This is a genomic window from Streptomyces sp. NBC_00154, from assembly GCF_026342835.1.
Classification (GTDB): Bacteria; Actinomycetota; Actinomycetes; order Streptomycetales; family Streptomycetaceae; genus Streptomyces.
On sequence record NZ_JAPEMI010000001.1, the window covers coordinates 4113522 to 4138996 of the forward strand.

The following is a 25475-nucleotide window of genomic DNA, read 5'->3' on the forward strand; positions in this document are numbered from 1 at the left end:
GTCCCGAACCACGGCTGGTTCGTACGGGGTTCCGGCCGGGCCCCCGGTAGGGTGGCCCGGTTGTCGTATCGCGTGCGAGCCCTTCCCGGCCCGTGCGGACAGCGCCCCACGTACCCGAGAGCCCCGAACCGGAGACCGTGACTACTACCGCCTCCCACCACCTCTCACCCGCCTTTCCCGGCCGCGCCCCCTGGGGCACGGCCGGCAAGCTGCGAGCCTGGCAGCAGGGCGCCATGGAGAAGTACATCCAGGAGCAGCCGCGTGACTTCCTCGCGGTTGCCACGCCCGGCGCAGGGAAGACCACCTTCGCGCTGACCCTCGCGTCATGGCTGTTGCACCACCATGTCGTGCAGCAGATCACCGTCGTCGCGCCGACCGAGCATCTGAAGAAGCAGTGGGCGGAGGCGGCCGCCCGGATAGGGATCAAGCTCGACCCCGAGTACAGCGCGGGACCCGTGAGCAAGGAGTACCACGGGGTCGCGGTCACGTACGCGGGTGTCGGCGTCCGTCCGATGCTGCACCGCAACCGGTGCGAGCAGCGCAAGACCCTCGTGATCCTCGACGAGATCCACCACGCCGGTGACTCGAAGTCGTGGGGTGAGGCCTGCCAGGAGGCGTTCGACCCGGCGACCCGGCGGCTCGCGCTCACCGGTACGCCGTTCCGGTCCGACACGAACCCGATCCCGTTCGTCGCGTACGAGGAGGGGAACGACGGGATCCGGCGGTCCTCGGCCGACTACACGTACGGGTACGGGAACGCTCTCGCCGACGGCGTCGTCCGCCCTGTGATCTTCCTCAGCTACAGCGGCAACATGCGCTGGCGCACCAAGGCCGGTGACGAGATCGCCGCCCGCCTCGGCGAGCCCATGACCAAGGACGCGATCGGGCAGGCCTGGCGGACCGCGCTGTCGCCCACCGGTGACTGGATCCCGAACGTCCTCTCGGCCGCCGACAAGCGGCTGACCGAAGTGCGCAAGGGCATTCCGGACGCGGGCGGTCTCGTCATCGCGACCGACCAGGAGTCGGCACGCGAATACGCCAAGATCCTCAAGAAGGTCACCGGTGAGAAGGTGACCGTGGTCCTCTCCGACGAGAAGGCCGCGTCGAAGAAGATCGACAAGTTCAGCGAGGACGACTCGCGATGGATGGTCGCGGTCCGGATGGTGTCGGAGGGCGTCGACGTGCCGCGCCTCGCGGTCGGTGTGTACGCCACCACCATCTCGACCCCGCTCTTCTTCGCCCAGGCCGTCGGGCGTTTCGTACGGTCGCGTCGGCGCGGCGAGACCGCTTCCGTCTTCGTGCCGACCATCCCGATGCTCCTCGACTTCGCCAACGAGATGGAGGTCGAGCGGGACCACGTCCTCGACAAGCCCAAGAAGGGCAGCGACGAGGAGAACCCGTTCTCGGAGGAGGACAAGCTCCTCGCCGACGCGGAGCGGCTGGAGGACGAGGAGACCGAGGAGCAGCTGCCGTTCGAGGCGCTGGAGTCCGACGCGGTCTTCGACCGGGTGCTGTACGACGGTGCCGAGTTCGGCATGCAGGCGCACCCGGGCAGCGAGGAGGAGCAGGACTACCTGGGCATCCCCGGGCTGCTCGAACCCGACCAGGTGCAGCTGCTGCTCCAGAAGCGGCAGACCCGGCAGATCGCGCACAGCAGGCAGAAGCCGGCCGGGGAGGCCGACCTGCTGGAGAAGCCGGCCGAGGCCCGGCCGGTGGTCACCCACAAGCAGCTGCTGGGGCTGCGCAAGCAGCTCAACACGATGGTGTCGGCGTACACGCACCAGAGCGGCAAGCCGCACGGTGTGATCCACACAGAGCTGCGGCGGGTCTGCGGCGGGCCGCCGAGTGCGGAGGCGACGGCCGGGCAGATCCAGCAGCGGATCAAGAAGGTGCAGGAGTGGGCCACGCGCATGACGTGAGGCCGTGAGGCCGCCCGGTCGTGAGGCCGCGCGGTGACGGGTGTCGGGTGTCGGTCGGGGCGGGGCTGCGGGCCCCGGACCGACCCCGGTTCTGCCGTCCGGGGCCCGGCGAGGCGGTGATCCGGGCCGGCGAGGCCCTGACGGACAGAAAAATTGCGCCACATTCGTTCACGGTGAGTTAACGATGGTTCACTTCCGCACACGGAGCGTCGCGAAGACGTCGGCCGACCTGGACGCGCGTAGATGCTCGAAATCCCGTCGGCGCCGCGCTGACCGGCACTTATGCTTCCGAGGCACAACCGCATTTCCGCGGACGCCCGGATTCTGGACGAGGTCTTCCGCTGAGCGGACTGGCTCGCTACTGTCCCAAAAAAAGTGAACGCCCCGTGGCAATGCCGCCGCGGAGCGCAGACGGTGCCTTGGCCGCCGGCGGCCTCTCCGTGCATCGCCGCTGGGACCGGCGACGCAACCTCCGTGAGAGTGCCGCCACTCACCAAAGAGGAGAGGGCGTCGTGACCGCGGAGACCTCCCAGACGCTCGACCGGGGACTACGCGTCCTCAAGCTGCTTGCCGACACCGACCACGGTCTGACTGTCACCGAGTTGTCCAACAAACTCGGCGTGAACCGCACCGTCGTCTACCGTCTGCTCGCCACACTGGAACAACATGCCCTGGTACGCCGCGACTTGGGCGGCCGGGCCAGAGTCGGCCTGGGCGTGCTGCGCCTGGGCCGCCAGGTGCATCCGCTCGTACGGGAGGCAGCGCTGCCCGCGCTGCGGTCCCTCGCCGAGGACATCGGAGCCACCGCCCACCTGACCCTGGTCGACGGCACCGACGCGCTGGCGGTCGCGGTCGTCGAACCGACCTGGACCGACTACCACGTGGCGTACCGGGCCGGCTTCCGTCATCCCCTCGACCGCGGGGCAGCGGGCCGGGCGATCCTTGCCGCCCGGGCGAAGCCGGTGGCCGAACCCGCCTTCACCCTCACCCACGGCGAACTCGAAGCGGGTGCGAGTGGCGCTGCGGCCGCGCTGATGGGTGTGACGGGGGTCGAGGGCAGCGTGGGTGTGGTGATGCTCGCGGACGCGGTACCGGAGAGGGTCGGCCCACGGGTCGTCGACGCGGCCCGTGAGGTCGCGGACGCGCTGCGGTAGTGACTGGCGCCGTCCGGTGGCTGTGCACCTCAAGCGCCGGACGGGCTTCAAGCATCTGACGGGCCGGTCCGGCCGGGCGGGTGTCCTCGGGCGCCGGCCGGGCCGGGGGTGGCCGCACCCGCCCTCCGCCCCCGGCGGCTAGTGCCGGATCAGGCAATGTTTGCCCTGTCGACGACGGCGCGTAGGCGTCGGTCGTCGGCGTGGCGGTTTCGCCAAATGATGTAGCGGCGGATCATGCTGCCCTGTTCCTTGTGGTCGGCGTGGTCCGTGCCGTCGAGGGTGAAGTAGCGCAGGGCCGTGAACTGGGCCTCGATGCGGTTGAGCCAGGAGCTGTTGGTCGGGGTGTAGGCCATCTCGACGTTGTTTGCCGCAGCCCAGGTGCCGACGCGCTGGCACTTCTTCGTGGTCAGGTGCGGGGAGAAGTTGTCACTGATGATCGCGATCCGGACCTCTCGCGGGTAGAGCGTCCGCAGGTAGCGGCAAAACTCCAGGAACTGGGTGCGCCGCTTGACCGGTTTGATGTGGCCGTAGAGCTTGTCCTTGGCCAGATCCAGGGCGGCGAACAGGTGTCGCACCCCGCCGTAGCGGTTGTAGGTCGCTCGCCGCCGTCGGCGCGGTTCGCGATCTGGGTTCTTGTGCTTGCCGCCGCGCTCGGCCCACTGCCGGCCCGGGTGGGGCATCAGGTTGAGCGGCCCGAACTCGTCCATGCAGAAGATGACTTCGGGTTCGCCGTCCTCGGGTATGACCTCGCCGTCGGCGATCGCGTACAGGTGCTCGACCCGCGCTTTCTTGGCCGCGTAGTCCGGATCGCGGGAGGTCTTCCAGGTCTTCAGGCGTTGAAAGGAGACGCCTTCCTCGCGGAGCAGGATGCGCAGGCCCTCGTGGCTGATGTCGTCGACCACCCCCTCGGCGACCAGGAAGTCCGCCAGCTTGGTCAGACTCCAGGTCGAGAACGGCAGATCGTGCTCGGTGGGCCTGGACTTGGCGATCTTCTTGATCTCGCGGCGTTCAGGCAGTGTGAACGTCTTCGGCCGGCCGCCCTTGTACTTCGGGTACAGCGACTCGAAGCCGTCCGTGTTGAAGTTATGGATCACGTCCCGGACCCGGTCGTCGCTGGTGAACGACACCTCGGCGATCCTGGCCACGGGCATGCCCTGCGCGGACAGCAGCACCATCTGGGCCCGCCGCCAGGTCACCACCGACCCGGTGCCCCTGCGGACGATCCGCAGAAGCCGCTGCCCCTCGTCATCATCGATCTCACGGACCTGCACTCGTATCGCCACCCGGACAGGGTGACCGTCACACGCCGCCCGGCACAGCACCCGGACGGCGCGTCACATCACAACAGGGCAAACATTGCCTGATCCGGCACTAGATTGGGCGGGTGGTCACTCGTCTCTCGCGCCCCCGCACCCTCGCCCTCTGCGCCCTGCCCGTCGTCGCGCTGTTCGGCGTGGCCGCCTTCGCGCCGCTGCCGTTCACGCTGGCGCAGCCCGGTACGACCGCGAACGTGCTCGGGGACGTGCGCGGCACGCCCGTGATCAGCATCGAGGGCACGCCGACCCGGTCCACCAGCGGTCAGCTGCGGATGACGACGATCATTGCGACCGGGCCGAAGGCGGACGTCGGTCTGGGGGATGTGATCGACAGCTGGTTCCGGACGGACCGTGCGGTCCTGCCCCGCGACTCGGTCTACCCGACCGGCGGCTCCGAGAAGGAGATCGAGAAGCACAACCTCGAGGACATGGAGAAGTCGCAGAACGCCGCCGTCGACGCGGCCCTGACGTACCTCGGAAAGCCCCCCGGCTCGGTGGACGTCACCCTGCATCTCGCCAATGTGGGCGGGCCCAGCGCCGGCCTGTTCTTCGCGCTCGGCATTGTCGACAAGCTCGACGGCAACGGCTCCGGCGGCGATCTCACCGGGGGCCGCACCGTCGCCGGCACGGGCACGATCGAGGCGAACGGCAATGTCGGCGCGGTCGGCGGGGTCTCGCTGAAGACCCAGGCGGCCAAGCGCGACGGGGCGACCGTCTTCCTCGTCCCGAAGGCCGAGTGCAAGGAGGCGGGCGCCGAGCTCCCGAAGGGGCTCAAGCTGATCCCCGTCACGACGCTGAAGAGCGCGGTGTCCTCGCTGCAGGCGCTGGAGCAGGGGCACAAGGTCCCGAGCTGCTGACGGCCGGGCCGTGATCCGGCCCGGCGCGACTCGGTCGGTGCCGCCCCGACCTGACCCGACCCGACCCGGTCGGTGCGTGCGGGCCGCCCGCCTACTCGCGTGAGACGTCTGCCTTCACCGCGGCGGCCGCGTCACCGCCCCGCACTCCCTCGGACGGCCTGTCGTCCATCGTGCGCCACACGGGGAAGACCATCGGGCTCACCGTCGCCAGCAGGTACACCCCGCCCAGCGCCAGCAGCGCCCCGTCCACACCCACGCTCTCGACCAGCAGCCCCGCCACCAGGCCGCCCACCGGCAGTGCCAGCTCGCAGCCCGCGGTGATCGCCCCGGAGACCCGGCTGCGGAGCCGTTGCGGTACGCGTTCGTACATCACCGTGGTCAGGATCGGGTTCAGCACCCCGCCCGCGAGACCGCCGAGCAGCATCGTCACGGCGAGCGGCAGCGTCGTGTCCGTCAGCGCGGCCACCACGAACCTCGGCCCGCCGCAGAGCACCACGCACACCGTGAACACCGCCCGCCGTGAGAACCGGTGCCCCACCGCCCCGTACACCAGCGCGCCGGTCAGGCCGCCCGCCCCGAACAGTGCGGTGAGCAGCCCCAGTTGGGTCGCGCCGCCCAGTTCACGCTCGGCGTGCACCGGCAGCAGTACGGCGTTCCAGCCCTGGTCGGTGCCGTTCATGAAAAGCACCATCACCACGACGGCCAGCAGCAGCCGGTTGCCGAACAAGTAGGTGTAGCCCTCGCGCAGTTCGGCGCGGTACGTGCGCAGCGAGACCGGCGCGGCCGACCTGCGCGGCTCGGCCGACCGTACCCCTCGTACGCCTGCCGCGATCAGCAGTGCGGACGCGCCGAACGTCGCGGCGTCCAGCAGCAGTACGGTCTCCGCGCCCACGAATGCGATGAGCACCCCGGCCAGCGCCGCCCCGGTCATCCTGGCGCCGCGCGAGGTGGCGTCGAAGAGGCTGGCCGCGCGGGTGATCGTGGTCCCGGCGTGTTCGGCGAGATCCGGCAGAAGGACGTAGCGCGCGGTGTTGCCGGGCGTGTGGACGAGTCCGTTGAGCGCCATCAGCGCGCAGAGCATCCAGAACTCGAGCGCTCCCGCGTAGTGCAGGAGCGGGACGGCGGCGATGGCGAGACCGCACACCGTGTCGGAGGCGACGGAGACCCGCCGCCGTCCTGCCCGGTCGATGACGGGCCCGCCGATCACCGCGGAGACGACGATCGGCAGCGTGGCGCAGAAGGCGACGAGGCCGGCCCGGCCGGCGCTGCCGGTGGTCTGCAGGACGAACCACGGGACCCCGATCAGGGTGAGCGAAGTGCCCGCAGTCGATATCGAGTTGGCTGCGAGAAGAGCAGCGAGCGGTTTGCGGTTCCCCCCGTCCATGGCTAAGCCGTGCGAGGGGTGCTGGGGGCGGGCAGGCCATGGCGGTTCGGTAGGACGTGCAGACCCAATTCGACCAGGGCCCATCCCAGGCGCATGCGGAGGCTCTGCCGCGGTGACTGGCGGGGCGGGCGGCACAGGCGGAACTCGGAGGCCCGCTGCTGCAGTTCGGCGGAGCGGAGGTGGTGCAGCGGCAGGTGCATGTCGGAGTGCATGGCGAAGTCCTCTCGGGCGGTGAGGTCAGGCGGTGCGGACAGGCGGTGCGGCCGGGCGATGGGGTCAGGCGGCGCGGCTGGGCCGTGGGGTCAGTCGGTGGGGCGCGGGAAGACGTGCAGATGGGTGCGGACGACGGCCGAGCCCTCGGTGTCCTCGGCGACCCGGCCCCGGTAGCTGTCGACCAGGTCGTGGATCTTCTCGGCGAGCTCCAGCGAGAGCTCCGGCGTGAGCCGCACCTTGAAGTCGCTCACGTCCCACGAGTGCTGCCACTCCTCGGACCACTCGTGCATGGTGCCGAGCCAGGTGTTCAGCTCCTGCGTGTGCGAGCCGGCGATCTCGTGCAGGACGACTCCCATGGCGCCGCGCACTTCGGGGTTCGGGTCACGCAGGAACTCCGCCGTCCGGTCGAACGCCGTACCCATGTGCACGGCCCGCCACCACCGCTCGCGGCCCTTGCCGAGCGTCGGGTCGTCCTCGACGAAGCCGTACGTGGCCAGTTGGCGCAGGTGGTAGCTGGTGGCGCCGCTGGACTCGCCGAGCCGGTCCGCCAGTCCCGACGCGGTGGCGGGGCCGAACTCCCGGAGGGTGTTGAGCAGGCGGAGCCGCAGGGGGTGGGCGAGGCCGCGCAGGGTGCGGGCGTCGACGCGGTGGATGTTCGGGTCGAGCGGCTTCTCGCCGTCGGCTTCGTTCGCTGCCATGCTTCGACGATAGACATGCAAAGGTATCTTTGCAACGCTTCTTTGCAACGAATTCTTTGTAACTTCTCGGCGGGCGGGCGCCCCTAGCCGTTCTTGATGAAGCCTTCCTGGATCAGCCAGTCCTTCGCCACGATGTGCGGGTCCTGCCCGTCCACGTCCACCTTCGCGTTCAGCTCCTGCGCGACCTCCGTGGTCAGCCGTCGGCTGACCGGATCCAGCAGCCCCGCGATCTCCGGGTACTTGTCGAAGGTCGCGGTGTGGATGACGGGCGCCGCGTTGTAGTTGGGGAAGAAGTGCTTGTCGTCCGCGAGGACGTCGAGGTCCATCGCCTTGATCCGGCCGTCCGTGGTGAACACCTCGCCCAGCAGGCAGGAGTTGGACTTCGACACCTGTGTGTAGATGATCCCGGCGTCCATCTTCTTGATGTTGCCGGGCGGGATCGACATCCCGTACGCCTTCTCCATGCCCGGCAGCCCGTCGTCGCGCGAAGCGAACTCGTTCTCCACGCAGATCGTCACCGCCGACGGGTTCCTCTTCGCCAGCGCGGCGACGTCGGAAAGCGTCCTCAGGTGGTACTTCGCGTTGTTCTTCCTGCTGATGGCCAGGGCGTAGGTGTTGTTGAGGGTGGACTGCGGCAGCCAGGTCACCCCGTTCTTCCGGTCCTCGTCCCGGACCGCCTCCCACTGCTTCAGCGGGTCGGTGATCGGCTTCGCATGGCCGAGGTAGGTGATCCAGGCGGTGCCCGTGTATTCGTACATCGCATCGGCGTCGCCCTTGATGATGGCCTCGCGCGCGCTGATCGACCCGGGCAGGTTCGTCCGGTCCAGGACCTCGGCACCGGCGGCCTTGAAGACCAGGCCGATCATCTGGCCGAGGATGATGTTCTCGCTGAAGTTCTTCGAGGTGACGGTCAGCGAGGCGCCGTCCAGCGGCCGGCCCTGGCCGACGGAGCCCGGCACGACGTCGTCGGCCATCGGCGAACCGCTCTTGAGCCCGCAGCCGGCGAGCACGGGGGTGAGCACCAGCACACCGACGAGACCGGCCCGGATCTTGCGCGACGCCCCCGCCGTACGCATCACCCCACCTCCAGTCCGCGTGGCGTCAGCGCCACCTCGACCAGGGAGGCCATCCAGTCCACCAGCAGAGCCAGCACCACCGTCAGCACGGAACCGAGCACCAGCACCGGCATCCGCTGCGTCTGGATGCCCGAGGTGATCAGGTCCCCGAGCCCGCCACCGCCGCCGAACGTCGCCAGGGTCGCCGTGCCGACGTTGAGCACCAGCGCCGTCCGTACGCCCGCCAGGATCAGCGGGACGGCGAGCGGCAGTTCGACCTTCGTGAGCGTTCCCATCGCCGACATGCCGATGCCGCGCGAGGCCTCGACCAGGTTCGGTTCGATCGCCTTCAGGCCGGCCACCGTATTGGAGAGCACCGGCAGCACCGCGTAGATCACCATGCCGATGATCGCCGTCCGGGGGCCGATGCCCAGCCAGATCACCAGCAGCGCCAGCAGCCCGATCGCCGGGGTGGCCTGCCCGACGTTGGCGACCACCGTGACCAACGGGGCACCCTTGCGGAACCTGCGCCGGGTGAGCGCGATCCCGAGCGGGATGGCGATGATCAGCACCCAGAAGGTGGAGATCGCGGTCAGTTTGACGTGCTGCCACCAGCGAAGTTGCACATTGCCGCCGGAGAGCGAGTTCCTTGCGATCGAGTCGAGAGGGACGTTGGTGATCCACAGGTACGTGGCGACGAGGACGATCGCCAGGGCGACCGGTACCAGCACCAGCTTGCGCCAGGTGATCCGGCGCGGCGGTCCTGCGGGCGGCGGTGCGGGCTCCTCCTCCTCGTCGTGGAAGGCTCGGCCCCTGACCTCGAGCTCGCCGGGCGGCCGGGCGGGCGTCGACTGCTCACCGGTCCTGGGCGGCACCGGAACGATGGGGGGAATCGAACCGTTGGGGGGAATCGGCTGGTCGGGCGGGACCGGCTGGTTGGGGTTCATTCGCCTGCACCGCCCTCCTGGTCCCGCTCGGCCTGGTGGGCGCGCAGCTCCTCCAGGTCGTGCTGGTGCTCCATGGCGGTGAGCCGGTCGGCCTCCAGGAGTTCATGGACGGAGTTCATCAGGGTCTGCATGTCGACGACGCCGATGAACTCGCCGCGCCGCCCGGTCACCGCGACCCGCCCGCCGCTGTCGATGAGCACGGCCTCCAGCGCGTCGTGCAGCGTGCCGTCCCGCGTCACCGTGTCGTGGACCAGCTGCCCGGCACGCGCCAGCGAGCCACGGGCCCGCATCAGGTCACCGCGCCGCAGCCACTTGTACGGACGGTTCCTGCGGTCCAGCATCAGCAGCTCGTTGTGCGGGCCGGAGCGCAGCTTGTTGAAGATCTCCTGGAGCGGGTCGTCGACCGTCACCGTCGGGAAGTCGGCGATCTCCACTTCCCGTACGCGGGTGAGGTTGAGCCGCTTCAGGGCCGCGCCCGCGCCGACGAACCCGGACACGAAATCGTCCGTCGGGTTGGTGAGGATCGCCTCCGGGGTGTCGAACTGCGCGATGTGCGATCGCTCCCGCAACACGGCGATCCGGTCGCCCAGCTTGATCGCCTCGTCGAAGTCATGGGTGACGAAGACGATCGTCTTGTGCAGCTCGTGCTGGAGCCTGATCAGCTCGTCCTGGAGATGGTCGCGGGTGATCGGGTCGACGGCGCCGAACGGCTCGTCCATGAGTAGCACCGGCGGATCGGCGGCCAGCGCCCGCGCCACGCCCACCCGCTGCTGCTGACCGCCGGACAGCTGGCGCGGGTAGCGCCCGTGGAACTCCCGCGGGTCCAGCCCGACCAGGTCGAGCATCTCCTCGACGCGGTCCTTCACCTTCGACTTCGACCAGCCGACCATCTTCGGTACGAGGGCGATGTTCTCGGCGACCGTCATGTGCGGGAAGAGCCCGGACGACTGGATCGCGTACCCGACCTTGCGGCGCAGCTTCACCGGGTCGATGTCGGTGACGTCCTCGTCGTTGATCCTGATCCGGCCGGACGTCGGCTCGATCAGCCGGTTGATCATCTTCAGGGTGGTGGACTTCCCGCAGCCGGACGGACCGACGAAGATCACCGTCTCGCCGGCCTTGATGTCCATGGAGACGCTGTCCACGGCCGGGTTCGGGTTGCCGGGATAGCGTTTGGTCAGTTCCTCCAGCTGGATGGTTGCCCCGGAGGTGGCGGTGGGCTTGTCGGCGGCCCCGGTGTCGGTCTCAGGCACGGATCCCCCTGGGGATGGTGAGCCTCCCGAGCAGGACGTACGCGGCGTCGAAGAGCAGGGCGAGGATGACGATGCCGAGCGTGCCGGCGAGGACCTGATTGATCGCGTTGGCGCTGCCCAGCGAGGCGATGCCACGGAAGATCTCGTTGCCGAGGCCGGGGCCGGAGGCGTACGCGGCGATGGCGGCGATACCCATCAGCATCTGCGTCGACACCCGGATGCCGGTGAGGATCGGCGGCCAGGCGAGCGGCAGCTCCACCCTGCAGAGCCGGGCGATCCGCGACATCCCGATGCCCTTGGCCGCGTCGACGAGCGCGGGATCGACGCCGCGCAGTCCGACGATGGAGTTACGGACGACGGGCAGCAGCCCGTACAGCGTCAGCGTGATCACGGTGGGCGGGACCCCCAGCCCGACGAGCGGGATCAGCAGACCGATCGCGGCGAGGGACGGGATGGTGAGGATCGCCGCCGTCGAGGTGATGGCCAGTGAGCCGCCCCAGCTGCTGCGATAGGTGACGATCCCGATCAGGATGCCGAGCACGGTGGCGATGACCATGCACTGGAACACGGCGCTGACATGCTGGTACGCGTCGGTGAGCAGCTGCTGGTGCCGATTGACCAGGTACTCCCAGAAGCTCACGCGCCACTCCTTGACTCAGTCGCTGTCCTCCGCGGCCTGCTGGACGAGCGGGATGATGCGCAGAGGCACCGGATTCTCCATGACGATCGCCGTGGAGGCCCGGACAATGCCATCAAAACCGACAACACGGTCGATCACCCGCTGGAGGTCGGCGTTGGAACGGGCGACGAGCCGGCAGAGCATGTCGCCGTGCCCGGTCGTGGTGTGCAGCTCCAGCACTTCGGGAACGCCGTCCAAATGGGCCCGTACGTCGGCGCCTTGCCCCTGCTTGATCTCCAGCGTGGCGAAGGCGGTGACGGGGTAGCCGAGCGCTGCCGGATCGACGTCAGGGCCGAATCCGCGGATGACTCCGTTCGACTGAAGCCGGTCGAGCCGCGCCTGCACGGTCCCGCGGGCCACCCCGAGCCGGCGGGACGCTTCCAGTACGCCTATCCGCGGTTCGCGGGCGAGCAGCACGATGAGCCGCCCGTCCAGATGATCGATCGCCACGTGCGACTCCCTATGGTCACCCTGTACAGATAGTCCGCCCATCCAAGCAAACGGCTGTACAGACTGCCCAGTGGATGCGTGAACTATTGCGCACCTTGCGATGCGGGGGAGAGTCTTCGAGCATGACTGAGACGCTGCACAACACCCCCGTTACCGCCAGGCAGGCCGATCCCTTCCCGGTCAAGGGAATGGACGCCGTCGTCTTCGCCGTGGGCAATGCCAAGCAGGCCGCGCACTACTACTCGACCGCCTTCGGCATGAAGCTCGTCGCCTACTCCGGACCGGAGAACGGCAGCCGCGAGACCGCCAGTTATGTGCTGACCAACGGTTCGGCACGCTTTGTATTCACCTCCGTCATCAAGGCATCCACCGACCATGGCCGCTTCCTCGCCGGCCATGTCGCCGAGCACGGCGACGGCGTGGTCGACCTGGCCATCGAGGTCCCGGACGCGCGGGCGGCCTACGCGTACGCCGTCGAACACGGCGCGCTGGGTCTCGCCGAGCCGCACGAGATCAAGGACGAGTACGGCACGGTCGTGCTGGCCGCGATCGCCACGTACGGCCAGACCCGCCACACCCTCGTCGACCGCAGCGGTTACGACGGCCCGTACCTCCCCGGCTTCGCAGCAGCCGCGCCGATCGTCGAACCGCCCGCCAAGCGCACCTTCCAGGCCGTCGACCACTGCGTCGGCAATGTGGAGCTGGGCCGGATGAACGAGTGGGTCGGCTTCTACAACAAGGTTATGGGCTTCACCAACATGAAGGAGTTCGTGGGTGACGACATCGCCACCGAGTACTCCGCCCTCATGTCGAAGGTCGTCGCCGACGGCACCCTGAAGGTGAAGTTCCCGATCAACGAACCGGCGATCGCGAAGAAGAAGTCGCAGATCGACGAGTACCTGGAGTTCTACGGCGGCGCGGGTGTCCAGCACATCGCCCTCGCCACGAACGACATCGTCGCGTCGGTACGTGCGATGCGCGCGGCCGGCGTCCAGTTCCTGGACACCCCCGACTCGTACTACGACACCCTCGGCGAGTGGGCCGGCGAGACCCGTGTCCCGGTGGAGACGCTCCGCGAGCTGAAGATCCTCGTCGACCGCGACGAGGACGGCTACCTGCTGCAGATCTTCACGAAGCCGGTCCAGGACCGCCCCACGGTCTTCTTCGAGATGATCGAACGCCACGGCTCGATGGGCTTCGGCAAGGGCAACTTCAAGGCCCTGTTCGAGGCGATCGAGCGCGAGCAGGAGAAGCGCGGCAACCTCTGAGCCGGACGCTCGGATGTGAAGGGCGGGGCCTCCGGCGAACGCGGAGGCCCCGCCCTTCGTGCTGCTCCGTGCCGGAAGACGTGCGCCCGGCACGGGCTCCGCAGGCCGATCGGGCGCGACGCCGGGCACCGGCCCTGTCAGTGGACGCCCGGCGCAGGCGACGCCGCCCCGGCCGGAGCGTGCGTGTTGCGGCCCGGGCCGGCGGCCATGCGATCCGGCCCCGGGGTGGGCTGCACGTCTCGCGGGCCGGTCGCCGACGGCCGGCTCAGGGCGTCCAGGGCCTTCCGGGCCGCCGGGGCCGCCAGCGGTGAGAACTGCGCGTTGGTCCGCAGCGCCTCCTCCAGGTGGCGGCGGGCCGGGCCGAACTCCCTCAGATCCCGCTCGATCGCACCCAGGTGATACGCGTAGAGCGCCGTCCCTCCGCCCGTGTCCGCCGCCTTCTGCGCGTACTGCAGCGCACTCGCCGAGTCGCCCGAGCGGTGCAGCGCCCAGCCCAGCGCGTCGGCGACCGCCGCGCTGTGATGCCGGCGCTGCCACTCCGTCTTCAGGAGTTTCACCGCCGCGGCCGCGTTCCCGTGGTCGGCCTCGAAGCGGCCCAGCAGGAGCGCGTCGTCGACTCCGTAGCCGTCGGCTCGGGCCAGGCTCTCGCGAAGCCGGGTGTACTGGCTGAGGGACTCGTTGTCCAGGCCCAGCGACTCGTACAACTCGCCCAGTTCCAGCATGTATTCGGGGCGGGGGAGCCGGGACAACGCCGCCCGGTAGTCGCGCTGCGCCTCGTCCGTGCGGCCCAGGGCCGCCAGCGCCCGTGCCCGGCCGGCGAGCGACGGATGGTGGGCCGGATCGGTCCGCAGGGCCGCGCTGTACTGCGCCACCGCCTTCTCGGACTCGCCCCGCTCCCAGGCGAGTTCGCCCAGCCGGTGCAGGCAGTTCGCCTTCTCGGCGGGTGCCGTGGCCCGGTCCGCCGCGTTCTGCGCGGTGGCGAGCGCGTCCTCGTGACGGCCCTGGTTCCGGTACATCTGTGCCGTCCGTGAGAGCGCCGGGACGCCCGAGCGCAGCGCCGTGAACTTCTCCGCAGCCTTGCCCGCCGCCGTGTACTCACCGAGCCCGTCGTACGCGTCGATCAGTACCGGATACACCGTCCAGTCCTTCGGCTGCCGAGTCCGTACCGTCTCGCCCCACTTCTTCGCCGTGACGAAGTCGTGCCGCGCGTTGGCCAGCGCCGCCAGGCCCACCAGGGCCGCCGTGTTCCCGCGGTCACCCGGCTGTGCGTCCAGGGAGCGCTTCAGCGCCTGCTCGGCCCGCCCGTAGTACGCCGCGTCCGCCGAACGCTGCCCCCACTCCACGTAAGCCGTTCCGAGCACCGCCCACGACCGCGCGTCGGACGGATGCGTGCCCACCCAGCTCTGCCGGTCCCCGATCATCGCCTTCAGATCGGAGAGGGAGGCGGGAGAGCCCGAGTTCGTCGCCGCCAGGGCGCGCGAGACCCCTCCCGGCACGGACGGTGGCGCGGCCTTCTTGCCGTCGTCCGGTACGGCCACGACCGCACCCGTCACCAGCACGGCAGCCGCCACCATGCCGAACGCCGCCCTGCGCAGCGTCGTGTGCAACGAGGCGGGCGGCGGGTCCGCCGACGACTCCGGGTCCAGGTCGAAGGGCGGTTCTCTATCGGGCGTCGGCGGCGTCTCCGGCGGGACGTCGTCGCACGGCTCGGAGGGCGACGAGACAGGGGGCGGGCGATCCAGATGGTCCGGATCCGAGTGGTCCGAGTGCGGGGGCTCCGGAGGCTGCTGCGGCGTGACATCCATGCCGATCACTCTGCGTCAGTACGAAGAGCACACCGCACCTTGGGAACGCTGCCGCAGACGGGTTCACACCATTGGCCGTGGGTGTCACGCTTGGATCATGGACGATCTTCTCGAACGACTGAGCGCGGGCCTTCCTGCCGAGGCCCTGATCACCGATCCGGACATCACCGCCTCGTACGCCCACGACATGGCGAGCTTCTGCGACGCGGGCGCACCGGCCGTGGTGGTGCTGCCGCGCACCGTCGAACAGGTCCAGCACGTCATGCGGACCGCAACCGCACTGCGTGTCCCGGTCGTCCCGCAGGGGGCCCGTACCGGTCTGTCGGGCGCGGCCAACGCGTCCGACGGCTGCATCGTGCTCTCCCTGGTGAAGATGGACCGGATCCTGGAGATCAACCCTGTCGACCGGATCGCCGTCGTGGAGCCCGGTGTCATCAATGCCGCGCTCTCCCGCGCGGTGAACGAACACGGGCTGTACTACCCGCCGGACCCGTCCAGTTGGGAGATGTGCACCATGGGCGGCAACATCGGCACCGCGTCCGGCGGGCTGTGCTGTGTGAAGTACGGGGTCACCGCCGAGTACGTGATCGGCCTGGAGATCGTCCTCGCCGACGGGCGGCTTCTGACCACCGGGCGCCGCACGGCCAAGGGTGTCGCCGGATACGACCTCACCCGGCTCTTCGTCGGCTCGGAAGGCAGTCTCGGCATCGTCGTCGGCGCCGTACTCGCGCTGAAGCCGCAGCCGCCGCAGCAACTCGTCCTCGCCGCCGAGTTCCCGTCCGCGGCGGCCGCCTGCGACGCGGTCTGCCGGATCATGGAGCGCGGTCACACTCCCTCACTCCTCGAACTGATGGACCGTACGACAGTGCGCGCCGTCAACAAGATGGCCCACATGGGGCTCCCCGACTCCACCGAGGCGCTCCTGCTCGCCGCCTTCGACACCCCGGACCCCGCGGCCGACCTGACCGCCGTAGCCGAACTGTGCACCGCCGCGGGCGCCACCGAGGTGGTCCCCGCGGCCGACGCCGCCGAGTCCGAACTTCTCCTTCAGGCCCGCCGGATGTCGCTGACCGCCCTGGAGACCGTCAAGTCCGCCACCATGATCGACGACGTGTGCGTACCGCGCTCCAAGCTCGGCGCCATGATCGAGGGGACGGCGGCCATCGCGGAGAAGTACGACCTCACCATCGGCGTCTGTGCCCACGCGGGCGACGGCAACACCCACCCCGTCGTCTGCTTCGACCACACCGATGCCGACGAGTCCCGGCGGGCCCGCGAGTCCTTCGACGAGATCATGGCGCTCGGCCTGGAACTCGGCGGCACCATCACCGGCGAGCACGGCGTCGGCGTCCTGAAGAAGGAATGGCTGGCCCGCGAACTCGGCGAGGTGAGCGTCGAGATGCACCGGGGGATCAAGGCGGCGTTCGACCCGCTGGGGCTGCTCAATCCCGGCAAGGTCTTCTGATCCCCTCGGCAAGCCGTTCGGCCCTCCCCGAGAGGCTGCGCATCAGGCCTCGCCGTCCGCCGACTCGTCCGAGGGCCACGGGCCGCTCAGCCACAGGTCGTCGGCGGGCAGCGGTGCGAGCAGTTCGGCGAGTCCGGCGTCGATACCGAGCCGCTCGGTCTCGGTGCCGGGCGGCACCAGGCGCAGCGTCCGCTCCACCCAGGCGGCCACGGCTGCGGACGGCGCCTCGAGCAGGGCGTCGCCGTCGGGCGAGGTCAGCGCCACACAGATGACGCTGCGCCGCTGGATCTTGGTCGGCCAGATCCGTACGTCGCCGTGCCCGCACGGCCGGAACACGCCCTCGACCAGCAGATCGCGGGCGAACGTCCAGTGCACGGGGAAGTCGGAGCCGACGTGAAAGGTGATGTGCACGGCATACGGGTCCTCCGCGCGGTAGGTCAGGCGGGCAGGTACCGGGATGCTGCGCTCCGGCGACAGGACCAGCTTGAGCTGAAGCTCGCGTTCCACAACGGTGTGCATGAGGTGCGTCCTTTCGGTGCCAGTGAACCGGTCCCCTGACCGGCCCGCACATGGAGAGAGCGCCCTCCCCGTCCCCTATTACGCGACTTCCGGAAAAAACTTCACGGCGACCGGAAAGTGCCCCAAACACCGGGACTGGCACGGGGGTACGCGGCTGTCTGGTAGATGTGGTCCGTTGACTTGAAGCTTCGAAGAGATACGGGACCACGGTGATGAGCGCCCCAACCCCGGCACCCGGTGACGACAGGCCCCGCGAGGGGTATTACCCCGACCCGTCCATTCCCGGATATGTCCGGTACTGGAACGGCGCTTCGTGGGTGCCCGGTACCAGCCGTCCTGCGCCTCTGCAGGGCGAGTCGGTGCCCGAGACGCCTGCTGGAACGGCCCCGGAACCGCAGCGGCCGTCGGCACACGGCCCGGCACCCGCGCAGTCCGGCCCGGCGCACACGCCGGTGGACGAAACCGGTCCGGTCTTCCTGGACGAGGAGCCGTACGGTCCCGACCGCCCCGAACCCGCATCCGCCTGGCAGGCCGACGCCTCACGGCAGACCGGCTTCGGCGGCGAGCGCGACCGGCGGGTGTCCTGGGGCGGCACCGGGCAGCCCGGCGAGACCGGCGGGCCGGGGGAGCAGGGCGCAGCAGCGGCTCAGGATCCGCGTACGCCGGCGGGGCGCACCCCTGCCGACCGCGCCCCGGGCGGCAACGCCCCCACGGACCGGGTTCCCACGGACCCGCGGGGGCCCGGCTCGCAGGACCCCACGGGCGGCGCGCTGCCGGGCATGCGGGACGGCAACAGCCATGTCCCCGAGAGCACCGTCGCGATCCGGGTCAACCGTTCGGGCCGCAGCGGTGGCGCCAGCGGGACGGGGAGCGGGACCGGGGCCGGCGAGGCCGGGCGTCCGGCTGCCGAGGGCCGGGCCGGCCGGCCGCCCCGGCCCCATGAGGCGGAGCAGGAGCCGGGCGGCGGGACGATGTCGATCCGCGCGGTCGCCCCCGGCACCACCCCGCAGGCCGCCGCGCCCGCACCCGCCCCGGCGCCCGGGCCCGCACCCGCACCTGCCCCGGCTCCCGCTTCCGCGGACCTCAACAATCCGCTCACTCCGGGACCCGGCGGCGGCGCCGCCTCCTGGGCGCAGCAGGTCCATCAGCTCGCCGCCCCCCAGCAACAGCAGCAGCAACTTCCGCCCCAGCAGCAACAGCGTCAGCCGCAGTTCCGCGGCCCGCAGCCGGCTCAGCCGGACCAGCCCGTCGTGCCCTGGAAGCCCCCGGTCAACGACCACTTCCAGCAGCTCGCCCAGGCCCAGGCGGCGGCCCGCCCCGCCGGGCTCGGCAAGCGGTTCGCCGCCCGGCTCGTCGACACGGTCGTGCTGGGCGCGCTCGTCGGCGCGGTCGCGTTCCCCCTTGTCACGCGGGCGATGGACCACATCGAGGAGAAGATCGACGCGGCGAAGCTGTCCGGGGAGACGGTCACCGTCTGGCTGGTGGATTCCACCACGTCCGTCCTGTTCGGCGGGGCGCTCGCGGCGTTCCTGGTGCTCGGTGTGCTGTTGGAGGCGCTGCCGACCGCGAAGTGGGGCCGCACGCTCGGCAAGAAGCTCTGCGGGCTCGAGGTGCGGGACATCGAGTTCCACAGCGCGCCCGGCTTCGGGGCCGCGCTGCGCCGGTGGCTGGTCTACGGCGTGCTCGGCATCCTGGTGATCGGTGTGGTCAACGTGGCGTGGTGCCTGTTCGACCGCCCGTGGCGGCAGTGCTGGCACGACAAGGCCGCCCGCACCTTCGTGGCGGGCTGATCCCGCGTACTGACGGCTTGTCGGGTGACGGGACGTCGCGCGGTGCCGGGTTCCCCCGAACGCACCTGAGCCGTTGCGGGGGCCCCCGGGCCGGGATGCACTGCCCCCATGAGCAACGATCAGCCGACGCCCGGCCAGCCACCTGAGGACGACCCGTTCCTCAAGAAGCCGCAGGAGCCCCCGACGCCGCCGTCGGGGTCCGCGGCCGGGTCGGAGCCGGGGCCCGGAGCCGGGGCGGGGTCCGAGTCCGGGCCGGGCTCGGGGCAGGGCTCGGGGCCGGGGTCGGGGTCGCCCTACGACCGTGCTCAGCCGCCTCCTCCTCCGCCACCCCCGTACGATCCCAACGCCTACGGCGGCGGCCCGTACGGCGGCACCGACCCGCTCGCGGGCATGCCGCCGCTCGCCGAGCCCGGCAAGCGGATTCTGGCCCGGCTGATCGACTTCCTGATCATCTCGATCCCGCTGTACCTGATCTCGCTGCCGTTCGGCGGCGCGGTCGACGTGTCGGACAACAACGGCAACGGCGAAAGCGCCGGCGATGTGTTCAGCCAGACCTACAGCGGGCATCAGCTGCTCTGGTCGCTGATCGCCCTGGTGGTCTATGTCGCGTACGACACGTACTTCACGCACAAGGACGGCCGCACGATCGGCAAGCGGCTGCTCAAGCTGCGGGTCGCGATGCTCAACGACGGCCGGGTGCCGGACACCAGTGCCTCGTTCCTGCGGGCCGTGGTGCTGTGGCTGCCGGCGCTGCTGTGCTGCCCGTGCCTGTGGTGGCTGATCAACATCGTGCTGATGTTCACGGACAAGCCGTACCGGCAGGGACTGCACGACAAGGCGGCCAAGACCGTGGTGGTCTCGACCGCGTAGCCAGGAGCCCGATCAGCGGCGCAGGGAGTGCTCGCCCACGCGCTCGGGCGCGTGGACGGCCGGGATCCTGGCCCGGTGGACATCGTCGATGACGACATCTCCCGTAGACGTGGCGGAAGTGGCGGTGGGGACGGCAGGGTTCGTACGAACCCCGGTTGCCGTCTTCGCCGCCTTCCGCGTTTTCGTCCGCAGCGGCAGGGGTACGGTGACCGCCACCAGCAGGCCGAGCGCCATCGCCGCCGTTCCGATGACGGCGATGCCGACGCCCGAACTCGTACGCGACAGCAGCAGCATGGCGAGCGTCGAGAAGACGACGGTGACCGATCCGTAGGAGAGCTGTGCAGCAGTGGGACGCGGCATGGCGGTATCCGTCCTCGGGGCTTCGGATGGGCAGTCTCTCAACGCGGTCGCACTGTCACGCGACTCTACGACGGTGGATGCCCGGGAGGAACCGTTAGTAAGCGTGACCTAACCCACGGTGCCGGTGCACAGGGGGCGCACTGAGTCATCCCGGGTTCCGGGAGGGCGCTTCGGCGCGCCGGTTACCTGCTGGATGAACGTCCGAATAACGGAAATGCCCTTCTACATAGTGCACTTGGCCTGTCCAAGTCAAGATCTGTCTTTTCTCTCGTAACTCCGGTCGAATGTCGTCACTTGTGACGCGTATCCGCGCGCGGCCCCGCCACACCCCAAGGCTGCAGCCGCGGACGCCGGGGAGGGACAGCATCAAGTGACCACTAAGAGACGGGCGCTTCGCGCCACGGCGGTTGTCGTGGCCATGGCCGCCACCGCCGCTACGGCGTCAGCCTTCGCCACAGCCCAGGCGGACGAAAAGTCCCCAGGGGCAAGCAGCTCCATCGTCGACCGCCGTGATCCGGGGTCGGCCAAGGGCGGCGCGCACGACCTGGAAGGCCCTTACAGCGAGCAGCAGGACGCACAGCGTCAGGCCGCTCTGGAGCAGGTCATCGCGGGCGACAAGAAGGTGTCGACGCGCGACGGCTCCAAGGTCGTCAAGCTCGACGACAAGAAGTACGTCGAGCTCGGCCGCGAGAAGACGGACAAGATCTTCACGGTCCTGGTGGAGTTCGGCGACAAGGTCGACGACACGACCATGTTCGACCCGGACGGTGACGGGCCCAAGCCGCCCGTCAAGAAGTACGGCGGCACGCCCGGACCGCTGCACAACACGATAGCCAAGCCGGATCCGGCGAAGGACAACAGCACCGCCTGGCAGGCCGATTACAACCAGGCCCACTTCCAGGACCTCTACTTCGGTGAGGGCGCCGGCAAGAACTCGCTGAAGACGTACTACGAGAAGACGTCCTCCGGGCGCTACTCGGTCGACGGCGAGGTCTCCGACTGGGTGAAGGTTCCGTACAACGAGGCCCGTTACGGCTCCAACTACTGCGGCTCGTCCAACTGCGCCAACTCCTGGGACATGATCCGGGACGGCGTGAACGCCTGGGCGGCCGACCAGAAGGCCAAGGGCCGTACGCCGGAGCAGATCAAGGCGGACCTGGCGAATTACGACCAGTGGGACCGCTACGACTTCGACAACGACGGCAACTTCAACGAGCCCGACGGCTACATCGATCACTTCCAGATCGTGCACGCCGGTGAGGACGAGTCCGCGGGCGGCGGCGTCGAGGGCGCGAACGCCATCTGGGCGCACCGCTGGTACGCGTACGGGACCAACGCCGGTGCGACCGGCCCGGCCGACAACAAGGCCGGCGGCACCCAGATCGGTGACACCGGCATCTGGGTCGGCGACTACACCGCGCAGCCCGAGAACGGCGGCCTGGGCGTCTTCGCCCACGAGTACGGCCACGACCTCGGTCTGCCGGACCTGTACGACACCACCAACACCGCCGAGAACTCGGTCGGTTTCTGGTCCCTGATGTCGGCCGGTTCCTGGCTCGGCACCGGTAAGAACGCCATCGGCGATCTGCCCGGTGACATGACCGCCTGGGACAAGCTGCAGCTGGGCTGGCTCAACTACGCCTCGGCCAAGGCCGCGACGGACTCGGTCCACAAGCTGGGTGTCTCGGAGTACAACACCAAGGACAAGCAGGCGCTCGTCGTCACGCTGCCCGACAAGGCCGTCACCACCGCTGTCACGAAGCCCGCCGAGGGCTCCAAGCAGTGGTGGAGCGACATGGGTGACAACCTCAACAACACCCTGTCCCGTTCGGTCGACCTGACCGGCAAGTCCAAGGCGTCCCTGGACCTTTCGGGCTGGTGGGACATCGAGAAGGACTACGACTACCTCTACACCGAGGTGTCGGAGAACGGCGGCGCCAGCTGGACCGCGATCGACGGCACGGCCGACGGCAAGGCGATCCCGCGCGACGCCAGTGACAAGCCGGCCCTGACCGACGTCTCCGGCAAGTACCAGAAGCTCTCGTACTCGCTGGACGCCTACGCCGGCAAGAAGATCGACATCCGCTTCCGCTACACCACCGACGGCGGCGCGGGCGGTGTGGGCTTCGCGGCCGACACCATCGCGGTCAACGCCGACGGTGCCGTGCTCTTCTCGGACAACGCCGAGGGTGACGACAACGGCTGGACCGCCAAGGGCTTCTCCCGCGTCGGCGAGTCGTTCACCAAGGAGTACCCGCAGTACTACCTCGCGGAGAACCGCCAGTACGTCTCGTACGACCAGACCCTCAAGGTCGGCCCGTACAACTTCGGCTTCTCCACGACCCGTCCGGACTGGGTCGAGCACTACCCGTACCAGAACGGTCTGCTGATCTGGCTCTGGGACACCTCCCAGAAGGACAACAACGTCTCCGCCCACCCGGGCCAGGGTCTGATCCTGCCGGTCGACGCGCATGCGAAGCCGCTGAAGTGGGCCGACGGCACCGTCATCCGCAACAAGATCCAGCCCTTCGACGCGCCGTTCAGCTGGTGGCCGACCGACGGCTTCACGCTGCACAAGGCCGACGTGGCGGTCAAGATCAAGCCGCAGCTCGGCGTCCCGGTCTTCGACGACCACAAGGGCACCTACTGGTACGAGGAGAACAAGACCGGAAGCGTGAAGGTCGCTGACACCAACACGCGGATCACGATCGTCAGCGAGCCGCTCAGCGGCTCGACGATCACGGTCAAGGTTGGCGCCTCGCACAAGTAATCCCGCATCACCGCAGGTCAAAGCATGATCGGCCGTCGCCCTCTAGCGGGCGGCGGCCGATCGTGTTTAGGTGCCTCTTGTTCGGATTCTTATTGACACGACGTCTCACGGGGGAGTGCGGAGTATGGCCGGCGGAGGATTCAGCAAGTTGCCGAACGGCAGTGTGGTGGTCGCGATCACCCTGAACGGTCCGGCGGACGGAACGGGTCCGGGCAGCCCGGTCCGGGTCCTGGTCCACGCGGCCAACCGGGCCCGCGCACTGACCCGCCTGCGCAACCTGGGCCTGCGCGCGGTCTACCTCCGCGGCAACGCGGAACCCCCCACCCCCGACGAGGTCACCGCAGTGCTGCACCACCCGGACGGCCTCCTCTGGCGAGCAAGACCCGAAAACGCCCAGGAACTCTGGCACCCCATACGCACGCTGCTCACCCCAACGGTGCCGGCCCAGCAGACTTAGGGCCTCTCGTTTGGATCATGCTGGGCTCGCGGGGTCCGGCACGCACGATCGAGGACGAAGCGGCCGCCGGGCGGCCCCGGAAGGCCCCCGCCCTACACCACCGGCTTGCCGGAAAGCTCCACCCCGGCTTCCCGGAGCTCCTCCAGCGCCTGCCCCGTGGTCGCCGCGGCGACCCCCGCCGTCAGGTCCAGCAGGACATGCGTCGTGAACCCCTCCCGCACCGCATCCAGCGCCGTGGCCCGCACACAGTGGTCCGTGGCGATGCCGACCACGTCGACCTCCGTCACACCACGGTCCCGCAGCCACCGCGCCAGCCCCTCCCCGTTCTCGTCGAGGCCCTCGAAGCCGCTGTACGCCGCCGCGTGCGCCCCCTTGTCGAACACCGCGTCGATCGCGCCGGAGGCGACCGCCGGGGCGAAATTGGGGTGGAAGCCGACCCCCTCCGTACCGGCTACACAGTGCGCCGGCCAGGAGTGCTCGAAGTCCGGCTGCTCGGAGAAGTGGTCGCCCGGGTCGACATGGTGGTCCCGGGTGGCCACCACATGGCGGTAACCGGCCTGGGCCTCGCCGATCAGGTCGGTGATGGCGGCGGCGACATCGGCGCCCCCCGCCACCGCGAGGCTGCCGCCCTCGCAGAAGTCGTTCTGTACGTCCACGACGATCAACGCGCGATGCATGGCGGGTGTCCTTCGATGGGGCGGTCCGACGGGGGAGGTCCGACCGGGGGGAGAAATGCGAGCGGAACGGTGGGAGAAGGGACGGAATCGAGCCTAGAGACTGGGGCCGCCTTGCGGGAGGGGGCGTCCGCTGCTATCGCCGCCCGTCGCCCTCCCGCCGTCGCACGTTCAGACGTACTCCGTGGGAATGACCGGCTCTCCCTTGGACAGCTGCATCGCCGACATCGGCAGCCCCTGCCGCGCCGCGATGTGCCGCTGCCGGGCCGCGTCCAGCGGCTCGCGGGCGACCACCTCACCGCCCCTGACCAGCTCGGCCAGCAGCTGCCGGTCGGCCAGGCCGTCCGGCACCGGACCCGTGCCGATCACTTCGGCCTCGGCCACCCCGTACTCGTCCAGCCGCCGCGCGGCCCACTTGCGACCGCCCACCGAGGACTTCGCCCCCAACGACTTCTTCGCAACCGGCTGCAGCGGTTCCGCCGGATCGGCGGAAACCGCCCGGGCGACCAGCTTGTAGACCATCGAGCAGGTCGGCTGACCACTGCCGGTCACCAGCTGCGTGCCCACGCCGTACGCGTTCACCGGCGCCGCGGCCAGCGACGCGATCGCGTACTCGTCCAGGTCCGACGTCACCACGATCTTCGTCTTGGTGGCGCCCAGCTCGTCGAGCTGCTGGCGGACCCGGTGCGCGACCAGCAACAGGTCCCCGGAGTCGATCCGAACCGCCCCCAGCCCGGTCCCGGCGACCTCGACCGCCGTACGGACCGCCTCGGCGACGTCGTAGGTGTCGACCAGCAGCGTCGTGCCCCGGCCGAGCGAGTCGACCTGTGCCCGGAACGCGTCGCGCTCGGTGTCGTGCAGCAGGGTGAACGCGTGCGCGCTCGTCCCGACCGTCGGGATGTTGTAGCGGAACCCCGCCGCCAGATCGGACGTCGTGTCGAAGCCGCCGACGTACGCGGCACGCGCCGACGCCACCGCCGACAGTTCGTGGGTGCGTCGTGCACCCATCTCGATCAGCCCGCGCCCGCCTGCGGCCACCGACATGCGGGACGCCGCCGCGGCGATCGCCGAGTCGTGGTTGAGGATCGACAGGATCACCGTCTCCAGCAGCACGCACTCGGCGAAGGACCCCTCGACCCGCAGGATCGGTGAGCCGGGGAAGTACACCTCGCCCTCCGGGTAGCCCCAGATGTCGCCGCTGAAGCGGAAGTCCGCCAGCCAGGCGAGGGTCGGCCCGTCGACGACGTTCCGCTCACGCAGAAAGGTGAGCATCTCGTCGTCGAAGTGGAAGTTCTCCACCGCGTCGAGCAGCCGTCCGGTGCCTGCGACGACGCCGTAGCGCCGCCCCTCGGGCAGCCGGCGGGTGAATGCCTCGAACACCGAGTGCCGGTCGGCTGTGCCCGCCTTCAGTGCGGCCTGCACCATCGTGAGCTCGTACTGGTCGGTGAAGAGCGCTGTCGACGGCACACCGACCCGTCGCCCAAGGTCCGCAGAGTTCATGGCACGGATGCTACCCCTATTTCGTCAAAGTGACGAGATCTAGGGTCTGTTTGTGCGCTGCCCCCTCCTGGG

At 69.7% G+C, this 25475-nt stretch carries 22 protein-coding genes; 9 read left to right on the forward strand and 13 right to left on the reverse strand.

The window, feature by feature from the left end; genetic code table 11:
• Positions 1–137: 137 nt before the first annotated feature.
• Both OHA03_RS18445 and OHA03_RS18450 read left to right on the forward strand, forming a co-directional pair.
• Positions 138–1919, forward strand: coding sequence for a DEAD/DEAH box helicase (locus OHA03_RS18445; protein ID WP_037822492.1), 1782 nt, complete (start codon positions 138–140; stop codon positions 1917–1919).
• 512 nt (positions 1920–2431) lie between these two features.
• A complete protein-coding gene (locus OHA03_RS18450; RefSeq protein WP_030923018.1) occupies positions 2432–3073 on the forward strand; it encodes an IclR family transcriptional regulator in 642 nt (213 codons plus the stop codon).
• 149 nt (positions 3074–3222) lie between these two features.
• Here the strand turns inward: OHA03_RS18450 and OHA03_RS18455 are convergent, their stop codons facing one another.
• Positions 3223–4356 (reverse strand): IS630 family transposase, encoded by a 1134-nt coding sequence (locus OHA03_RS18455; protein ID WP_267004921.1) that lies wholly within the window; start codon positions 4354–4356, stop codon positions 3223–3225.
• A gap of 101 nt (positions 4357–4457) precedes the next feature.
• Between OHA03_RS18455 and OHA03_RS18460 the strand changes: the two genes are divergently transcribed.
• Positions 4458–5246, forward strand: a complete 789-nt coding sequence (locus OHA03_RS18460) for a S16 family serine protease (protein WP_267004922.1) — start codon at positions 4458–4460, stop codon at positions 5244–5246.
• A 91-nt stretch (positions 5247–5337) separates the two neighbouring features.
• On the opposite strand, the gene OHA03_RS18465 is transcribed toward OHA03_RS18460, so the two are convergent.
• The 7 genes from OHA03_RS18465 to OHA03_RS18500 all read right to left on the reverse strand — a co-directional run bounded on the left by OHA03_RS18465 (position 5338) and on the right by OHA03_RS18500 (position 11925).
• Positions 5338–6630, reverse strand: coding sequence for an MFS transporter (locus OHA03_RS18465; RefSeq protein ID WP_267004923.1), 1293 nt, complete (start codon positions 6628–6630; stop codon positions 5338–5340).
• 302 nt (positions 6631–6932) lie between these two features.
• Positions 6933–7541, reverse strand: coding sequence for a winged helix-turn-helix domain-containing protein (locus tag OHA03_RS18475; protein WP_267004925.1), 609 nt, complete (start codon positions 7539–7541; stop codon positions 6933–6935).
• A gap of 83 nt (positions 7542–7624) precedes the next feature.
• Positions 7625–8617, reverse strand: coding sequence for a glycine betaine ABC transporter substrate-binding protein (locus OHA03_RS18480; RefSeq protein WP_267004926.1), 993 nt, complete (start codon positions 8615–8617; stop codon positions 7625–7627).
• Positions 8617–9543, reverse strand: a complete 927-nt coding sequence (locus tag OHA03_RS18485) for an ABC transporter permease (protein WP_267004927.1) — start codon at positions 9541–9543, stop codon at positions 8617–8619. The genes OHA03_RS18480 and OHA03_RS18485 overlap by 1 nt, the downstream gene beginning before the upstream one ends.
• Entirely contained in the window at positions 9540–10796 is a 1257-nt protein-coding gene (locus OHA03_RS18490; protein WP_267004928.1) for an ABC transporter ATP-binding protein, read from the reverse strand. The genes OHA03_RS18485 and OHA03_RS18490 overlap by 4 nt, the downstream gene beginning before the upstream one ends.
• On the reverse strand, positions 10789–11436 hold the full coding sequence (locus OHA03_RS18495) for an ABC transporter permease (RefSeq protein ID WP_030923046.1): 648 nt from the start codon (positions 11434–11436) through the stop codon (positions 10789–10791). The genes OHA03_RS18490 and OHA03_RS18495 overlap by 8 nt, the downstream gene beginning before the upstream one ends.
• Positions 11437–11451: 15 nt before the next feature.
• A complete protein-coding gene (locus OHA03_RS18500) occupies positions 11452–11925 on the reverse strand; it encodes an Lrp/AsnC family transcriptional regulator (protein WP_030923048.1) in 474 nt (157 codons plus the stop codon).
• A gap of 122 nt (positions 11926–12047) precedes the next feature.
• Here OHA03_RS18500 and hppD point away from each other — a divergent pair, with 122 nt between their 5' ends.
• Positions 12048–13193 (forward strand): 4-hydroxyphenylpyruvate dioxygenase, encoded by a 1146-nt coding sequence (hppD, locus tag OHA03_RS18505; protein WP_267004929.1) that lies wholly within the window; start codon positions 12048–12050, stop codon positions 13191–13193.
• Between the two features lie 137 nt (positions 13194–13330).
• Here the strand turns inward: hppD and OHA03_RS18510 are convergent, their stop codons facing one another.
• Positions 13331–14998: a lipopolysaccharide assembly protein LapB gene (locus OHA03_RS18510; protein WP_267004930.1), complete on the reverse strand. Its 1668-nt coding sequence runs from the start codon at positions 14996–14998 to the stop codon at positions 13331–13333.
• Between the two features lie 97 nt (positions 14999–15095).
• Here OHA03_RS18510 and OHA03_RS18515 point away from each other — a divergent pair, with 97 nt between their 5' ends.
• Positions 15096–16463, forward strand: a complete 1368-nt coding sequence (locus OHA03_RS18515; RefSeq protein WP_267004931.1) for an FAD-binding oxidoreductase — start codon at positions 15096–15098, stop codon at positions 16461–16463.
• Between the two features lie 42 nt (positions 16464–16505).
• On the opposite strand, the gene OHA03_RS18520 is transcribed toward OHA03_RS18515, so the two are convergent.
• On the reverse strand, positions 16506–16982 hold the full coding sequence (locus OHA03_RS18520) for an SsgA family sporulation/cell division regulator (protein ID WP_267004932.1): 477 nt from the start codon (positions 16980–16982) through the stop codon (positions 16506–16508).
• A 212-nt stretch (positions 16983–17194) separates the two neighbouring features.
• Between OHA03_RS18520 and OHA03_RS18525 the strand changes: the two genes are divergently transcribed.
• Positions 17195–18772 carry an RDD family protein gene (locus OHA03_RS18525; RefSeq protein WP_267004933.1) on the forward strand — a complete coding sequence of 526 codons (1578 nt, stop codon included), beginning with the start codon at positions 17195–17197 and terminating at the stop codon, positions 18770–18772.
• A 108-nt stretch (positions 18773–18880) separates the two neighbouring features.
• Complete coding sequence (locus OHA03_RS18530) at positions 18881–19642, forward strand: RDD family protein (RefSeq protein WP_267004934.1); 762 nt, start codon at positions 18881–18883, stop codon at positions 19640–19642.
• A gap of 12 nt (positions 19643–19654) precedes the next feature.
• On the opposite strand, the gene OHA03_RS18535 is transcribed toward OHA03_RS18530, so the two are convergent.
• Complete coding sequence (locus OHA03_RS18535) at positions 19655–20002, reverse strand: hypothetical protein (RefSeq protein WP_267004935.1); 348 nt, start codon at positions 20000–20002, stop codon at positions 19655–19657.
• A gap of 370 nt (positions 20003–20372) precedes the next feature.
• Here OHA03_RS18535 and OHA03_RS18540 point away from each other — a divergent pair, with 370 nt between their 5' ends.
• Together OHA03_RS18540 and OHA03_RS18545 are read left to right on the forward strand one after the other, a co-directional pair.
• Positions 20373–22772, forward strand: coding sequence for an immune inhibitor A domain-containing protein (locus OHA03_RS18540; RefSeq protein ID WP_267004936.1), 2400 nt, complete (start codon positions 20373–20375; stop codon positions 22770–22772).
• A 124-nt stretch (positions 22773–22896) separates the two neighbouring features.
• A complete protein-coding gene (locus OHA03_RS18545) occupies positions 22897–23229 on the forward strand; it encodes a hypothetical protein (RefSeq protein ID WP_267004937.1) in 333 nt (110 codons plus the stop codon).
• A 92-nt stretch (positions 23230–23321) separates the two neighbouring features.
• Here the strand turns inward: OHA03_RS18545 and OHA03_RS18550 are convergent, their stop codons facing one another.
• The gene (locus tag OHA03_RS18550; protein WP_267004938.1) at positions 23322–23906 is read right to left on the reverse strand and encodes an isochorismatase family protein; all 585 of its coding nucleotides are present in this window, start codon (positions 23904–23906) and stop codon (positions 23322–23324) included.
• Positions 23907–24074: 168 nt separating this feature from the next.
• Positions 24075–25403 carry a nicotinate phosphoribosyltransferase gene (locus tag OHA03_RS18555; protein WP_267004939.1) on the reverse strand — a complete coding sequence of 443 codons (1329 nt, stop codon included), beginning with the start codon at positions 25401–25403 and terminating at the stop codon, positions 24075–24077.
• Between the last annotated feature and the right edge of the window lie 72 nt (positions 25404–25475).

What these genes read in the sequence shown, in the direction of transcription:
- OHA03_RS18465 (WP_267004923.1), bottom strand. Translation starts at nt 6,630, where the DNA reads ATGGACGGGGGGAACCGCAAACCGCTCGCTGCTCTTCTCGCAGCCAAC.
- OHA03_RS18475 (WP_267004925.1), bottom strand. Translation starts at nt 7,541, where the DNA reads ATGGCAGCGAACGAAGCCGACGGCGAGAAGCCGCTCGACCCGAACATC.
- OHA03_RS18480 (WP_267004926.1), bottom strand. Translation starts at nt 8,617, where the DNA reads ATGCGTACGGCGGGGGCGTCGCGCAAGATCCGGGCCGGTCTCGTCGGT.
- OHA03_RS18485 (WP_267004927.1), bottom strand. Translation starts at nt 9,543, where the DNA reads ATGAACCCCAACCAGCCGGTCCCGCCCGACCAGCCGATTCCCCCCAAC.
- hppD (WP_267004929.1), top strand. Translation starts at nt 12,048, where the DNA reads ATGACTGAGACGCTGCACAACACCCCCGTTACCGCCAGGCAGGCCGAT.
- OHA03_RS18510 (WP_267004930.1), bottom strand. Translation starts at nt 14,998, where the DNA reads ATGGATGTCACGCCGCAGCAGCCTCCGGAGCCCCCGCACTCGGACCAC.
- OHA03_RS18515 (WP_267004931.1), top strand. Translation starts at nt 15,096, where the DNA reads ATGGACGATCTTCTCGAACGACTGAGCGCGGGCCTTCCTGCCGAGGCC.
- OHA03_RS18520 (WP_267004932.1), bottom strand. Translation starts at nt 16,982, where the DNA reads ATGCACACCGTTGTGGAACGCGAGCTTCAGCTCAAGCTGGTCCTGTCG.
- OHA03_RS18525 (WP_267004933.1), top strand. Translation starts at nt 17,195, where the DNA reads ATGAGCGCCCCAACCCCGGCACCCGGTGACGACAGGCCCCGCGAGGGG.
- OHA03_RS18530 (WP_267004934.1), top strand. Translation starts at nt 18,881, where the DNA reads ATGAGCAACGATCAGCCGACGCCCGGCCAGCCACCTGAGGACGACCCG.
- OHA03_RS18535 (WP_267004935.1), bottom strand. Translation starts at nt 20,002, where the DNA reads ATGCCGCGTCCCACTGCTGCACAGCTCTCCTACGGATCGGTCACCGTC.
- OHA03_RS18545 (WP_267004937.1), top strand. Translation starts at nt 22,897, where the DNA reads ATGGCCGGCGGAGGATTCAGCAAGTTGCCGAACGGCAGTGTGGTGGTC.
- OHA03_RS18550 (WP_267004938.1), bottom strand. Translation starts at nt 23,906, where the DNA reads ATGCATCGCGCGTTGATCGTCGTGGACGTACAGAACGACTTCTGCGAG.
- OHA03_RS18555 (WP_267004939.1), bottom strand. Translation starts at nt 25,403, where the DNA reads ATGAACTCTGCGGACCTTGGGCGACGGGTCGGTGTGCCGTCGACAGCG.